Source organism: Psychrobacter sp. DAB_AL62B (assembly GCF_028895345.1).
Taxonomy (GTDB): domain Bacteria; phylum Pseudomonadota; class Gammaproteobacteria; order Pseudomonadales; family Moraxellaceae; genus Psychrobacter.
On the sequence record NZ_SAXC01000001.1, the window covers coordinates 317,158 to 333,314 of the forward strand.

General features: G+C 43.1%; 12 protein-coding genes. 8 read left to right on the plus strand and 4 right to left on the minus strand.

The genetic code is table 11. The features are described from left to right. The first annotated feature begins 10 nt into the window (after positions 1–10). From EPB74_RS01255 to EPB74_RS01275, 5 genes are all read left to right on the plus strand, one after another. Positions 11–997, plus strand: coding sequence for a membrane dipeptidase (locus EPB74_RS01255; protein ID WP_274902317.1), 987 nt, complete (start codon positions 11–13; stop codon positions 995–997). A gap of 115 nt (positions 998–1,112) precedes the next feature. Beyond that, the gene (locus EPB74_RS01260) at positions 1,113–2,795 is read left to right on the plus strand and encodes a BCCT family transporter (protein WP_274902318.1); all 1,683 of its coding nucleotides are present in this window, start codon (positions 1,113–1,115) and stop codon (positions 2,793–2,795) included. A 103-nt stretch (positions 2,796–2,898) separates the two neighbouring features. Further along, the gene (locus EPB74_RS01265; protein ID WP_274902319.1) at positions 2,899–4,626 is read left to right on the plus strand and encodes a hypothetical protein; all 1,728 of its coding nucleotides are present in this window, start codon (positions 2,899–2,901) and stop codon (positions 4,624–4,626) included. A 13-nt stretch (positions 4,627–4,639) separates the two neighbouring features. Next, positions 4,640–5,365 (plus strand): DUF3726 domain-containing protein, encoded by a 726-nt coding sequence (locus EPB74_RS01270; RefSeq protein WP_274902320.1) that lies wholly within the window; start codon positions 4,640–4,642, stop codon positions 5,363–5,365. Positions 5,366–5,514: 149 nt separating this feature from the next. After that, complete coding sequence (locus EPB74_RS01275) at positions 5,515–6,441, plus strand: bestrophin family protein (RefSeq protein WP_274902321.1); 927 nt, start codon at positions 5,515–5,517, stop codon at positions 6,439–6,441. A 572-nt stretch (positions 6,442–7,013) separates the two neighbouring features. On the opposite strand, the gene copM is transcribed toward EPB74_RS01275, so the two are convergent. From copM to EPB74_RS01295, 4 genes are all read right to left on the minus strand, one after another. Then, entirely contained in the window at positions 7,014–7,772 is a 759-nt protein-coding gene (gene copM, locus EPB74_RS01280) for a CopM family metallochaperone (RefSeq protein ID WP_274902322.1), read from the minus strand. 143 nt (positions 7,773–7,915) lie between these two features. Then, on the minus strand, positions 7,916–8,401 hold the full coding sequence (locus tag EPB74_RS01285; protein ID WP_079691844.1) for a DUF305 domain-containing protein: 486 nt from the start codon (positions 8,399–8,401) through the stop codon (positions 7,916–7,918). 45 nt (positions 8,402–8,446) lie between these two features. Beyond that, a complete protein-coding gene (locus tag EPB74_RS01290) occupies positions 8,447–9,064 on the minus strand; it encodes a DUF411 domain-containing protein (protein ID WP_089554442.1) in 618 nt (205 codons plus the stop codon). Between the two features lie 157 nt (positions 9,065–9,221). Further along, a complete protein-coding gene (locus tag EPB74_RS01295) occupies positions 9,222–11,708 on the minus strand; it encodes a copper-transporting P-type ATPase (protein WP_274902323.1) in 2,487 nt (828 codons plus the stop codon). A gap of 317 nt (positions 11,709–12,025) precedes the next feature. Here EPB74_RS01295 and EPB74_RS01300 point away from each other — a divergent pair, with 317 nt between their 5' ends. From EPB74_RS01300 to EPB74_RS01310, 3 genes are all read left to right on the plus strand, one after another. Next, the gene (locus tag EPB74_RS01300; protein WP_079691842.1) at positions 12,026–12,742 is read left to right on the plus strand and encodes a heavy metal response regulator transcription factor; all 717 of its coding nucleotides are present in this window, start codon (positions 12,026–12,028) and stop codon (positions 12,740–12,742) included. Between the two features lies 1 nt (position 12,743). Further along, positions 12,744–14,228: a histidine kinase dimerization/phospho-acceptor domain-containing protein gene (locus EPB74_RS01305; protein WP_274902324.1), complete on the plus strand. Its 1,485-nt coding sequence runs from the start codon at positions 12,744–12,746 to the stop codon at positions 14,226–14,228. A 366-nt stretch (positions 14,229–14,594) separates the two neighbouring features. Continuing rightward, entirely contained in the window at positions 14,595–15,959 is a 1,365-nt protein-coding gene (locus tag EPB74_RS01310) for a flavin monoamine oxidase family protein (RefSeq protein WP_274902325.1), read from the plus strand. Positions 15,960–16,157 lie beyond the last annotated feature (198 nt).

Genomic DNA, 16,157 nt, shown 5'->3' on the forward strand with positions numbered 1-16,157 from the left:
GAATTTGAAAATGTACCAAGACCATATCATCATTGACGGATTACAGTATAGCCATTGGGATCGTGATTATTTCAAGATGCTACAAGCCAGTGGTATCGATGCGGTACATGCCACCTTGGTGTATCACGAAGATGCTCGGCAGACCCTAACGCGCTTTGCTGAATGGGATGCCCGCTTTGAGCAAAACTCAGACCTTATCTTGCCCGTTTATTCGGTCGCTGATATTGAGACTGCTAAGCAGCAAGGCAAAGTGGGTATCTTCTTTGGTGCGCAAAACTGCTCGCCTATCGATGATGAGATTGGTTTGATTAGTGTCATGCGCCGCCTAGGTTTACTGATTATGCAGCTGACCTATAACAACCAAAGCTTATTAGCAACCGGTTGTTATGAGCAGAATGATAGTGGCATTACGCGTTTCGGTCAACAAGCAATAGCTGAGATGAATCGGGTAGGGATGATTATTGATATGTCGCATAGCGCAGAGCAATCAACGCTTGAGGCAATTGAGATATCGAGCCGTCCAATCTGTATCAGTCATGCCAATCCGACTACCGCCCATGAAGCGTTACGTAATAAATCCGATACTGTTATTAGTGCCTTAACCAAGGCTGGCGGGTTGTTAGGTTTCAGCTTATATCCGTTTCATCTGCCGAATGGCAGCGCCTGTACGCTCAATGACTTTTGTAGCATGATTGCTGATTGTGCGGATAAATATGGCGTTGAGCATTTAGCAATTGGTAGTGACTTATGCCTTAACCAACCACAAGCAGTGCTTGAATGGATGCGTAACGGTCGCTGGTCAAAAGCGATGGATTATGGTGAAGGTAATGCCAATAATTCAGGCTGGCCTGATACGCTGCCGTGGTTTGCAGGCAAGGACGGTATGGAAAATATCTATAACGGTCTATTGCAACATGGCTTTAATGATAAAGATGCTGGCAAGATCATCGGTCAAAACTGGTTTGACTTTCTTGAGAGCGGTATAAAGCCTTTATAAAAATCGTAATATTTAAAGCTAAAAATAGACAATGTAACGTTGTCTTTGGCTGCTGATTTTCAAGACAAGCTACTGCTAATTTAAGTGACGCAACATTATCATATGGAGCCACATCATGGCTGATTTAAAGGGATTTAACAAAGACGAGCAAGGACGCTCAAGTGTGGCAAACACAGCAGCGAATCATGGATCACCTTCTAAAGAGGCAGACACAGATACTCTAGGACTCAAAAACCCAGCATTTTGGTACAGTGGCGGTTTTATTATTGCCTTTGTTCTGATGGCGATCTTTGCAGAAGAGCGCTTATCGAAAATAGTAGATTTAGGTTTTGTTTGGTCGGCTAAAGTCTTTGGCCCTTTTTGGCAAATCTTATTATTAGCCACCTTTGTGATTGCTTTAGCGGTTGGGGCAGGTCGCACTGGACGAGTTATTTTAGGCAATCTACCAAAGCCTGAAATGGACAACTTTAAATGGATGGCCATTCTATTTTGTACGCTACTTGCGGGTGGTGGGGTTTTTTGGGCAGCCGCTGAACCGATCGCTCATTTCGTTAGTGCACCGCCTGTCTATGCTGAAACAGCTGATATCCAACAGCGCGCATTTAATGCGTTATCACAATCGTTTATGCATTGGGGCTTTTTAGCGTGGTCGATTGTCGGTAGCTTGACCGCTATTGTGGTAATGCACCTGCATTATGACAAAGGCTTGCCACTCAAACCGCGTACACTTCTGTATCCTATGTTTGGCGATCGTGTGCTTACCGGTCATACCGGAGCGATTATTGATGCCTGCTGTATTGTAGCGGTTGCTGCCGGTACGATCGGTCCTATTGGCTTTTTGGGTCTACAAACCAGCTATGCATTAAACACTTTATTTGGTATTCCAGATACTTTTACCACCCAGCTCATTATTATCATATTTGCTATTGTCTTATATACCCTTTCGGCGATTAGTGGACTTGCCCGCGGTATGCAATTACTTAGTCGATTTAACGTCATGCTGGCTGTCGCTCTCATGGTGTTTATTCTTTTATTTGGACCAACCAAGTTTATCGTTAATGGCTATATTCAAGGTGTTGGCACCATGGTCCATAACTTTATCCCGATGGCAACTTTTCGCGGTGATGAAGGTTGGCTTGGTGGCTGGACGGTATTCTTTTGGGGTTGGTTCTTGGGTTATGGCCCGATGATGGCGATCTTTATTGCGCGTATCTCACGGGGTCGTACCATTCGCCAATTAATCACGACGGTTTGTATTATTGCTCCACTAGTGACCTGCTTTTGGTTCACGGTCGTGGGTGGCACAGGCCTAGCGTTTGAGATCGCCAATCCGGGTAGTGTTAGTACTGCTTTTGAAGGCTTTAACCTTCCTGGTGCTTTGCTAGCAATCACTCAGCAGTTACCATTTCCTTTGATTACCTCATTATTATTTATCATTTTAACTATGGTTTTTATTGTCACTACGGGTGACTCGATGACCTATACCATTAGTGTCGTTATCAGTGGCGAGCGCGAGCCTAACGCTATTATTCGTACCTTTTGGGGCATCATGATGGGGGTAACGGCTATCGTTTTAATCTCGCTTGGGTCAGGCGGGGTGACGGCTTTGCAATCCTTTATCGTGATTACCGCTGTGCCGGTGTCCTTTATTCTTCTACCATCGTTATGGAATGGGCCAAAAATTGCGCAGCAAATGGCTCGTGATCAAGACCTTTACCGTCCTAACCGAGTTGAGACCGATCATCGACTCGCTGAAGAAAAGCTTGCCAAAGAATCAGTTCCCAAAGAAATTGATTAAGAGCGTCATGAATATAGCCAATAACCTATTTACTTATTGATGTCAGTATTTGAAAGTAGCAAATAAGTTATTGGCTTAATATATTATTTAAGGTGAGAGTCATATGGAACATACTTTGCCAACCAACGATAAGCTAGACGCGGTCAGCTTCCGTACCCCAGATGTGGTGATGCACTCTGAAAGATTGGGCGCGATGCACCAAACGCGTATCAGCTTCGTGCGGACGCTCCTGCGTAAAATCGATAAAGAAAATTGGACGTTAAGTAAGCATCTTTGGGATTTGGATGATAATGGCTATGGACAAGTTATTTATCGTTTGCAAACGCCTGAGCACGTTTATCACTTAGTTGTATTCTGTAATCAAATCGCTGATGAAGAACGTAATGATCGCGTCATTGCGCAAAAGTGGGATGTGACGTTTGCTTTGGTTTATGGTGAGATAGGTGATGAGCTATTGGCAAATCTCAAAGCCAATGTACCACTACAAGAAGCAGGTCGTAATTCTAATATGGTTATGGTGCTGGCACGGGCTAATAAAAGCGTGCGTGTGTTTGAGCATATTGTCAGCGCGCTTGCCGATGGTCAACAGCCTGATTTGAACGTACTGGCACAAGTTGGTTATATCCTGCGCACCACTGCCGTTTATGGTAATGGTAAATTCGGTATTTACGACTTTAAGCCACTCGATCATAGTGAGGATTTTAACCAATCATTTCGTGCGCAGATGTGTGCAGTTTATTTGCTGAGAGAATTCAGCCTTGATTGGGTCGATTATTTGGCGAAGAAAAAAGGCGGCGCTAAGGCAGTCAACTTACATCCAGAGATTAAGCAATATTTGGGTATCGGTAATGCTACCGGTCTTGGCATGGCGCCTTATTTAATTAATCATCCTTGTGTCGTTGATCAATGGTTAAGTACCCGTGAAGGGGCGCTACAAGCGGTATTGGTTTGTAATATCGAGCATGAATCTGATAATAGCAAAATACCCCAATTCTCAACCTTAATGAATCGTGCTATCCAGCATTTCTCTGAAGTAGTCACTATCAATGAGCCGCAAATTTTACTGAATAGTACGATTGTTGATGAGCTGACGCAATTGCAAAACAACCTTGAGGCTGAGCTTAAAGACTGCGACACGTGGGCGGATTTTTTACAGCGCAATGACCATCTCAGTTATGAGAGCCAAGAGGTCATTATCTCTTGCATGATGGAGCTTTATCCTGAGCTTGTAGATAGATTTGCAGGGCAAGTAAATGCTGATGAGACGATGTCACTACCCAGCGGTAAAGTCGTTCAAGACCTTGTTGAAGTTTTAGAAGCGCGTTATCAGTGGGCAATTAGCATTGATTTTGCCGCAGAAGATAATGTCTATTGGTTCTGGTATCGCTCCGAGGATAAAGAAGAGCCGAGAATGGGCATACGTGGACAAGAGCGTGGCGATGATAAAGAGTTCTTACTAGATATTGGTAGACAAGCAAATACTTTGTATTTGGCGTTACAGCAAGCAGATCCGCAGCAGTTTATTTCCGAATTTATCTTAACTAAGCCAAAATATCGCTCGATTGCACGTCGCGTTTGGACGATGGGTCATAAAAAGATGGGCGATATTCAGATTAACGTCTTGCAAAAGACCGCATTACCGATGCATCTATTGCGTTGTAAATTATCTATGTTTGGTGCAACTAAGTTTGATCCCAGATCAGATCGTTGGGTGCGTGTCACACTATTTCAAGGCGCGCCTTTATTTGATGAAGTCCATAGTGATGAGTGGCTGTTTCCTCTTTTACCAAAAATAAATGAGCTATCGACCTTACCATTAGCTGCCCAATAAGGAGTATTGAGACATGATTGTATCGCATAATGAAATCGTGACCATGGTGAACAAAGCCTTTTTGGGGTTGCAACGTGAAGTCGGGGAAGCAGATTTGATAGCTTCTATGGTAGCGGAGCTACAGATGGCTGGTCTTAATGGTATCTTACATTTTAATAATGCCAGTCCTTTTATACTGTCCGAACGTGATGTAGCTATTGATATTGTTCATCAAACTGAGGAAGAGCTCATCTTAGATCTGCATGGCAGCAGTCTGGTCTGTCATTTGCCGGTAGTAATGGATTATGCCATTGAAAAAATGGGTAATCGTGAGCATTTTAGAATCTACTTGCGTAACTGTCATAACCGCTGGCTGGCTTATAGCGAACTGGTGAAACTTGCGGCAAAAGGGATTGCTTGTCTGGCTAAATGGGACAATGGCAGCGCACCGAAACATACCATATTTACTTTGGATAAAAGATTTGTCTATCCTGATTTGTATTTCTTTAATAAGGCGCAGGACAACTATAATACCAATGATATGGTGATTGAGCTTGCAACCTCTAACTTTGATATCGAAAAAGACATTCAGCATTTTGATCAAAAAGTATCAACGGATGAGCTGTTTGAAACCCATCAACGCGCATGGAAAGAAGGTATTTATGTCGATGATGAACAGTGGGCAATTCTTAAAAAGAGCGCTGCTGCAATATTGGTTGAAAATAGTGAGGCGTCAAGTAAAGGGGCAGGGGGCGTATAGACTATAAAAGTGCTTTTAACGATGGGTTTAAAAAGCTTTCTGCTATAGATATTAAGGTCTAAAAATATAGGATTTAGTCTAGATCTGTTATCATTAATGAGCGTGATTAAAGATATCGCATTCACAGAACCCATCGTTAGGAAGTTTACATGATCGTCAGGCAGACACCAAATGCATTCAAAATACTTTTCACCCTGCGCGGCTCTGTAATCCCACACATTTATCCCCAGGTTTTATTAATAACCCTGCTCAGTGCCTTAATATCAGCAGTTCAGCACGGGATTCCAAGTTCTTTCGAATCTTATAGCACAGCGCCTTTCACCTTATTGGGAATTGCGCTATCTCTATTTCTTGGCTTTCGTAACAATGCCAGCTATCAACGCTGGTGGGAGGCTCGGGGATTATGGGGACAGTTGGTATTTGATGCCCGCAGCCTGACCCGCCAACTGCTGTCGTTTATAGACGAAGAAACTGAGATTGGGCGGGATACTCAGCGGTGTATGATCCATCTTACCATTGCTTTTACTCATGCACTGAGGCATCGGCTTCGTGGCACTGCACCTTGGCAGGACGTTGAGCGCTTTGTTGAGCCTGAGTATCACATCAGTATGCGCCAAGCGGGAAATCTCCCCGAGTATCTGCTACGGCTGATGGGCAAAAAGCTCGGTTACAGTCGTCGCCACCAGCTATCATCAGATCTTATGATACAAAACATGGATGAACGTCTGACTTCTATGACTATAGTCTTGGCTGCCTGCGAGCGCATTCAAAACACGCCACTGCCGTTTGCTTACATCCTATTGGTGCATCGAACGACTTATCTTTATTGCTTTATGTTGCCTTTTGGCTTGGCAACTTCTTTGGGCTGGGTCACCCCTTTAGTCTGTGGCGTCATTGCCTACACCTTTTTCGGTCTCGATGCCCTCAGTGAAGAGATAACCGATCCTTTTGGCGTGGCCCCAAACCATCTGCCACTGACTACTTTATCACGCACTATCGAAATCAATTTATTAGAAGCCTTGGGAGAAACCGATCTTCCCACTGATATTGTCCCTCAAGACGGTTGCTTACAATAGATAGCATGCAATGAACGGATGGCATACGCGGCAATAGAATTGAAACCGACTGTCAGTGCTGGGTAGTAAGGTCTAATATGTACCTTATTACGCGTGTTGGGCATTTTTAAGCAAGTGATAAGTACAGTATCTATGCGATGATATTTAAAGCGCCAGCTATAAAAATAGATAAATACTTAGTAGATAATAGCTTTAATAGCCGTTAACTAACTCATCTACTAAACTGACAATAAGGTTACTTAACACTCTATTAATACCTGCCACAATGAGTTATCTATCATGAATAAGGATTTATTATGAACTTTACTTCTAAAGATAAATTTAACTCGTTGGTACCGTCTGTACACTATAATTCTAGCTGTACTTGTCCGAAATGTGGGTGCACCTGTGCGTCAACTTGTGACAAATGTGATATGTGCTCGAAATGCTGTCAGTGTGGTGAAAAGTAATAAATTGCACAGTTTATAGTTCTCTATAGTATTAATAGTAAACAAAAAAGCAGCCTCCTAAAATGATATTTTAAGAGGCTGCTTTTTTAATTTAAGAGTCGTAAATATCTATTAAAACCTTGCTTAGCCCTTTTGAGCAGCAATCCAGCTTTGCATCTGCTCAATTTCAGGTTGCTGTGCATCGATAATTTCTTGAGCCAGCTTACGCATTTCAGGGTTTTTACCATATTTAAGCTGAGTTTCTGCCATATCTACCGCGCCAACATGATGTGGTAACATGCCACGAGCAAATGCCATATCCGGTACTGGGTCGGCGATACCCGCCATCATTTCTTCATGCATCGCATCCATACCGTCGGCATAGGCTTGTTGCATTGCTTTGGTATCAGCGGTTGGGGTTTTAGCGTCAGGGTTATCCGCGAGCCATGCTTTCATCGTAGCAATTTCAGACTGCTGGGCATCGATGATTTCTTGTGCAAGCTTACGCATTTCTGCATCAGTACCATACTTGAGCTCAATCTCTGCCATATCCACTGCACCGATATGATGACCAAGCATACCTTGAGCAAATGCCGCATCAGGATCGTTATAATCCATACCAATCATCATCTCTTTATGCATTTTGGTCATTGATTCGGTGTAGTCTTTGAGCATAGGGGTCATTGGTGTGCCGTCTGCTACCATAGCATCTGCACTCATATCATGACCAGCATGCGGGTCTACTGCGGTTGTAGTGTCAGTCTCAGTTGCTTCGACTGGTGCGACGTCTTCTGTTGTAGTAGGGTCAACTTTCTCAGCTGTTGGCTGACAAGCACTTAGTAATAATGCTGCACTAACACTAGCAGCAAGAACAGAGAAGCGTAATTTGTAATGATTTTTCATGCTATATCCTTAACATACATAGATTAAATAAAAGGCTAGCAAAGCTTCCAACAATAATTTAAAAAATTAAATTTTATTAGATAAGCTTTGCTAGTTTAAAAAAACAGAGTTTAAAAAGTCACGATAATTTTGTGGGTACACCTTTACTTCAATTCTTCAATGAGTGCTTGCATCTCACCGATCTCTCGCTTTTGTGCCTCAACGATGTCATCCGCTAGCTTCCGTACGCGTGGATCTTCGATATCTGCTCTTGAGCTGGTCAAGATAGCAATTGAATGATGCGGTATCATCGCTTGCATCCAATCAACCTGATCAACAGTCGCTTGCGATCTGACACCCCACAGACCAAAAGCGAATAACACTACGCTCAGACCATAAATCATCAAATTTACTTTGGTTTTTTTATACATGTTGGTCATAAAGGCCAGCATAATGATTGCCATCATAGCGCCCATATACAGCGCCATATAGGCTCTGGTCTCACTAAAATAAACGTGATCCCATTTATAGGTATTAAAATACATCATGATAAACATGACGACCGTAGAGGTTAGAATCATTAGGGAGAATTTGAGATAGGGGTTCATCTGATTTTGGTTATTCATATCTTTTTGATTTGAATTATTCATAAGGTAACCTTTACAAACGGTACAAAGTGAAAACAGTTATTAATATTATAACTGTTGCTCAGTAGACTCAATATCCGCATAAACTTGAGTAGTGCCGTCTTTATTGAGCTGCATAATTTGATACGGTGCAAATTTATTTTGATATTCCATACCTGGACTACCAACCGGCATACCGGGTACAGCAAGACCAAGCGCTTGTACTGGTGGATTCTCTAAAAACTGCGCCATATACTTAGCAGGGACATGACCTTCAAAGACGTAGCCATCGGTGGTGATTGCTGTGTGGCAAGAGCGCATCTCAGTGGGTACGCCATAGCGGTCTTTAAATAATGCCACATCCGCAACATCGTGCGCCGTAGTACCTAGACCATTATCTTCTGCATGGCTTATCCAGTCTTTACAGCAGCCGCAATTCACATCTTTATAGACGGTTGCTGAGATGTTTTTGAGTAAATCTGGATTGCTTACTGGCTTACTCATCACAGAGGTGGCTGCAGTATGATGCTCAGCTTTTACCGTGCTGGCAGTAGAGGCACTACTCTCAGGTTGACTGCAAGCAAACAGTGATGAGGCTGCAAATAATATTAGCGTACTACGCAATAGCTTAGACGACTGGCTATTAGATGTAGATACATAGCTAGATTCGATTTTAAAGACTGTCATAAGGCTCTCTCATATTTTTTTATAATATTTAATAGTACAGATAATAAATTAAGACGCTGAGTATCTTAATATGATGACTCTGACAACAACATGACGCTAAGATGACAATTTTGTCATGTTGCGGTTTTTACATAGGAATATTCCTACCATACTAAAATCATAGCTGCAAACGGCGCAATCGCAGCGCGTTACCAATAACAGACACTGAAGAAAGGCTCATGGCAGCCGCAGCTATCATTGGACTGAGTAAAAGTCCGAAAAATGGATACAGGACGCCAGCAGCAACCGGTATACCAAGTGCATTGTAGATAAACGCAAAGAACAGGTTTTGTCTGATATTGCGCATCGTAGAATGGCTCAGTTTATGGGCTCTCACAATCCCCATCAAATCGCCTTTCACTAGCGTGATGCCAGCACTCTCCATCGCCACATCTGTTCCTGTGCCCATGGCGATGCCAACGTCTGCTTGCGCAAGGGCAGGGGCATCATTGATACCGTCGCCCGCCATAGCCACGACCTTGCCACTACTTTGCAGCTCTTTGATGATACGGTTTTTGTCTTCTGGAGAGACGTCGGCATGTACCTCATCAATATTTAATTTACTGGCAACCGCTTTGGCCGTTATCTCATTGTCACCTGTCAGCATGACCACCCGCAGTCCAGCTTTGTGCAGCAGCGATATGGCTTCACTCGTACTCGGCTTGATCGGATCAGCGACTGAAATTAGACCAGCAGCTTGCCCATCTACTGCGACAAACATCACGGTTTCACCGTCCTTCCTGCGTTTGTCGGCGCGTTCTGAAAGCGCACTGTCAAAACTATCAAGGCGCTGCATGAATTTTGAGTTGCCTACGGCGACCTGCTTACCATTAACGAGCGCCTGTGCGCCTTCACCGGTGGTTGAACTAAAATCGCTGGCTTTTGCAGTAGTAAGAGATTTAGCCTTCGCAGCTTTGACAATAGCTTCTGCCAGAGGATGTTCGCTAGCACTCTCTACGGCTGCGACGAGCATAAGAAGTTCATCCTCATTTAAGCCACCAAGGGCTTCGATAGCGGTGAGTTCTGGTTTGCCTGCTGTCAGTGTTCCGGTTTTGTCCACAACGATGGTGTCGACTTTTTCCATACTCTCTAACGCTTCAGCGTTTTTGATGAGCACGCCATTTTGGGCGCCCTTTCCAGTACCAACCATAATCGACATCGGCGTGGCGAGTCCTAATGCACAGGGGCAGGCTATGATTAATACCGCGATGGCATTAACCAGTGCAAAAGCCATTGCAGGCGCAGGTCCGAACATAGCCCAGACAATAAAGGTAATGACGGAGCAGATAAGCACGATCGGCACGAACCAACCAGCTACCTTATCGACCAGTTTCTGTATTGGTGCACGACTGCGCTGGGCTTCGGCAACCATCTTGACGATCTTGGATAATACGGTGTCATCACCAACATCGACCGCTTCAATTAATAGTGTCCCAGTACCGTTGACTGTGCCACCGGTGACCGTATCCCCTGCTGTTTTTGCAACAGGTAGTGGTTCACCAGTTACCATTGATTCATCGACGTTGCTATTGCCATCAAGTACCGTGCCGTCTACGGGAAGCTTTTCTCCTGGTTTCACTCGCAGTGTGTCACCGCTGACAACTTCGTCAAGTGAGACTTCGGTTTCGACATCATTCTCATCCACACGTCTTGCCGTTGGTGGAGCCAGCTCGAGTAGCGCACGGATCGCGCCAGAGGTCTGACTTCTGGCTTTAAGTTCTAGAACTTGACCTAATAGCACCAATGTCACAATGACCGCTGCCGCTTCATAGTAGACTCCGACTTGACCAGAGGCATCTCTGAAACTGTCTGGAAAAATGTCCGGAAGAAAGGTTGCTACTAGGCTGAAACCAAAAGCTGCGCCTACGCCCACTGCTATCAGAGTGAACATGTTCAGGTTTCGGCTTTTTATTGATTGCCAGCCACGAATAAAGAACGGTGCACCTCCCCATAACACGACGGGTGTCGCAAGCGCTAGCTGAATCCACTGAGCGATCTGCCCTGAAATATCAATCTGACCAATATTGTCTAGGTTTATCCCGACCATGTCACTCATAGCATACAGAAATAGCGGTATGGTCAACACCGTACAAATCCAGAAACGGCGTGTCATATCGTCGAGCTCTGAGGTGTCTTCCTCACCAATGGTAGCCGTCTCTGGTTCAAGTGCCATTCCGCATATCGGGCAGCCGCTATTTTCTACGTCCCTGACTTCAGGATGCATTGGACAGACATAAATAGTACCGCTGTAGCCAGCTGGCACTTTGTCGTATTTGCCGCCTTTAACAGACGTTACCTCTGTATTAGCTGTGCTATGACATTTTGCATGACCGTCTTTCATCTCTGCCATTTCGGCAACATTATCTTCGACAACAGTGCCTTCAGGCTTGAGAGACATTTTGCATATTGGGCAGCCGCTATCTTCGACATCCCTGACTTCGGGATGCATTGGGCAGACATAAACAGTACCGCTGTAGCCGGCTGGCACCTTGTCATGCTTGCCACCTTTGGTAGGTTTTTCATTCTTATTCGCTGCGCTGTGGCAGCTTGCGTGCTTACTGTCTATTTCTCTTTTTCTTTCTTCTTCGTGCATATCATGTTTCATGAAATCATTCCTTGAAGACGGTGAGTAGAGGTTTAGACGCTATGCAATTATCAATTAGTACCCGAACACCGTTTTTTACGGTTAAATGCAGATGTTTATCGTTAACCTTATTCTAGTTTACGCAGATACTTGAGCAGCGTCGTCACTGTTAGCATCAGAATTAGCTCTAGCATTAGTAACAGCGTACCATTATGGCTCTGACAACAACATGACGCTAAGATGATAATTTTGTCATGTTGCGGTCTTGGTATAGGAATATTGCTGACATTCCTCTATCATTAATAGCATTAACCTAACCAATCAGCGTCGCGCTTGCTATGAAAATATTATTAGTCGAAGACGAGTTGTCACTCGGGAACTACATAAAACAAGGTCTGACCGAAGCAGGCTTTATTGTTGAGCATCAAACCACAGGATTAGATGGTTACCATGCTTTAATGAGTGAGGATTTTAATGTCGTGGTTATGGACGTTATGCTGCCTGATATCAGTGGTTTTGAGCTGGTACGTAATTACCGCGCCGCTGGTAAGCATACCCCGGTCTTGTTTTTGACCGCTAAAGATGACTTGAGTGATCGCATAAAGGGGATTGAGATTGGCGGTGATGACTACCTGACTAAGCCTTTTGCCTTTGCTGAGCTGCTGGTGAGAATAAAAAGCTTGCTACGCCGTGCTAATCAGGCGGATTACAGCAGCAACCTCATGCAAATTGCAGATTTAAAGATGGATATTGCCAAACGCACCGTGCACAGAGGTGAGCTGCCTATTAAGTTAACCGCAAAAGAGTTTGCCTTACTACAGTTTTTACTTGAAAGAGAGGGTGAAGTGTTACCACGATCGGTTATTGCCTCCCAAGTTTGGGATATAAATTTTGATAGCGACACCAACGTCATTGATGTAGCAATTCGGCGCTTAAGGATTAAAGTTGACGATGACTATGAGGTAAAACTGATACATACAGTGCGTGGTATGGGTTATCGATTGGAGGTTACAGAAAGTAGTAGTGACTCAACACATCTAACAGAAAGCCACTAGCATGACGCCTATTGTCACAGACGGACGCCTGTCACTGTTATGGCGGACTATATTCCTATTGACGCTCTGCGTAGTAGTCACTCAAATCTGCCTGTACCTTTGGATTCAGCGTTCGGTTAATGGTCATTTCGAACAAATGGATTCAGAAATTTTAACCCATGCTGCGTTTAATTTACGTCAGCACATGACTGATAGCTTACTCGATGATCAGAGTATAACGCAACTTTCTGATCAGCCTAATCAGCCTGTGAGTAAGCAGTCACAGCCACTACAGAATGCTGGACTAGACTACGATGTAAAAACCGTCATCACTGATGAACAAGGACAAATTATTACCAGTATGCCCAAAGGCTTTATCAGTCAGTCAGGGAATAAACGTTCAGTAAAAGACTTATGGCAGCAATATCATGATCAGCCGTTTGATTTAAAAGTTGATAGTCGTCACTATAGGGCTATTGTCATTCGGCACTCTGAACGCCTAGCGCTCATCGCCTTACCTATTGATGTCCATCATCAATACCTCGTCCAATTCAACCGTCATTTAATTCTTATATTAATCGCAATCACCTTTATATTGGTGTCTGTTGCGGCACTTAGTGTGCACTTAGGATTTGCCCCGCTATCAACTATCAGGCAAAAGATGACTCGCATCAATGCCGAACAGCTCGATGATCGTATTGTGGTTCGTGAGATGCCCAGTGAGTTGCGACCGCTTGCTGATGCTTATAACGCGATGATGGATAAACTTGAGTATAATTTTGAGTCATTATCGCGCTTCTCAGACGATATCGCGCATGAGCTTCGTACCCCGCTTGCAACCTTAAGTACCCAGACTCAAGTCATGTTAAGCAAGCCTAGAGACAGCAATGAATACGTTGAGCAGCTGCACCATCAACATGACACACTCGAGCAGTTATCCGGCTTAATTAATAACATGCTGCTACTGGCAAAAACACAAAAGGGGGTCTATGACTCCCAGTTCACTCCAGTTGATAGCGAGTCTCTGGTTACTAAGATGATTTCTTATTACGAGCTAATCGCTGAAGATCGTGGTATTTCATTCGAAAAAAGTGGAGAATTTAAGGCAGTATTAGGAGATGAGCGTTTATTACAGAGATTGTTTGCGAACCTGATATCAAATGCTGTGTACTATGCAGCAAGTAATAGCATTATCTCTATTCAAGCATCTACTGTCTCTGATGCCGATGTAAGTGATTCGAATGAAATCACTCGATCCTTGTTAAAAAATCAGTTTTTACAGATAGTGCTTACTAATCGCTTAGATGAACCACTAACGCAGCTAGAGGTGGATAAATTGTCTGAGCGTTTTTATCGTCATCATAAAAACAATACTTTGCATTCAGGTACGGGTTTAGGGCTATCGATAGCACAAGCTATTATTAACGCACATAACGGCAAAATGAGCATCATTGTCAAAAATGAGTACTGTTTTCAAGTTAGTATCGAGCTGCTAGTCTCTGAGTGAGCGCTCCAATCTGCTTATTAATTATCATGCTATGATCGAATAGAGTAGGGAGGTAGATAATGATGTGGACGCTTGAGCAAACCTCAAGTTAATCACACTTACCTAGGGAGGTTCAGGTATTTCTAATATCTATATTGATAAACCTAATTAGCTCAGCAGTCTAATATAAGTGGTCCATTGAGCTGGTCTATTTTGAGTGGTCTATAAATAGGTTTGGCGGTTTAATAGACTGATTCCACTTGGGTATACTTATGTCGAACCAGTCATGTGCCTTTATTGGTTCGGTTTCCTAGTGAGGGCTAATAAAGGTAAACCTGATAATCAGGAATAGATTGATTTTTATAAAAAATTATAATTGAGAAAACAATGAATAAAAGAAATTTTTTATTAATGAGTAGCGTAACGATGTTAATGGCGGCTTGTAATAGTAAGAGTGTTAAAGATATCGCAACTAGTGATAAAAAAATAGTAGTGGTTGGCGCGGGTATGGCAGGATTAGCAGCTGCGAATATGCTGCATAAGTTAGGATATAAAGTCACAGTACTTGAGGCTAGAAAACGTATTGGCGGCAGAGTTTGGACGAGTCGTTTGTGGTCTGATGTGCCTGTCGATCTAGGTGCCTCTTGGATCCATGGAGAACATAAAAACCCACTGACTAAACTGGCTAAGGATCTAGGTGTCAGAAGGCTTCCTACGAACTACGATAATAGTATCGTATATGGAAATGAAGGAAAGCCGATTGATAATAAGATCGACAAGGAAGCCAATAAAATATTCAACAAACTGGTTCGACAAGTATTTAATAATGCCTCAGATCCTGAAACCATATTTGATGCCATCGAGAACACCAATTTATGGAAAGGGTTGTCAAAACAGCAAAGGCAATCTGTTATGCATCTTCTGAATACTACAATTGAACATGAGTTTTCAGGTGCTTTAAACGAAATATCTGCTGTAAATCCAGATGATTCAGAAGCATTTTCTGGTGAAGATATGATGTTTCCAGATGGTTATGGTTTGCTTACAGACTATCTAGCAACTGGCATCGAAATAAAAATGGAACATGCTGTTGAAGAAATAGAGTATCAAAATGATAAAGTAGTGGTAAAAACAAATATAAGTGAGTTTTTAGCTGATCAGGTCATCGTTACATTGCCTGTTGGTGTCTTAAAAAAAGGCAGCGTAAAATTCATACCACCACTCCCAGAGAGTAAGCAACAAGCAGTTGATGTCATAGGCTTCGGGTTGCTTGATAAGCTTTTCTTAAGATTTCCCTATGTTTTTTGGGATAAAAATAAAGAAATCTTAAATTGGATATCTGATGAACATGGTAGATGGAACGAATGGCTCAATATCGCAGCTTATACTGAAAAACCTGTTTTGCTAGGGTTTAATGCTGCTGAGTATGCACGAAAAACTGAACAATGGAGTGATGAAGAGATTGTAAATGATGCTATGAGCGTTTTGAGAACTATTTACGGTACTGATATTCCTGATCCTGAAAGCTGGCAAATCACTCGTTGGGGTAAAGATCCATTTGCATATGGTTCTTATTCTTTTAATGGTGTAGGTGCAAATTCTGATTCGAGATTGGCGCTGGCAGAAACTATTAATGACCGTCTATTTTTTGCTGGTGAAGCTACTTCAGAAGATTATCCATCGACTGTCCATGGAGCGTATCTTTCAGGCATAGAGGCAGCGGAAAATATTAGTAACACAGTGCTTAAGTAATGAGTGTTAAAAGTACTTTGATCACGTAGACGGTCAAAGCATGGTATACAGGAGCCACTATGGGCTTAGGAGTGTCTATATCACTATAGAGGATGGTTTACTTCCTACAGTAAGTGCCATCCAAACTCAAAATATCACATGGTCATCTAGTCAAAAAACTATCAAGCCAAGCTCATTAAGTACACTCAGATGTACACT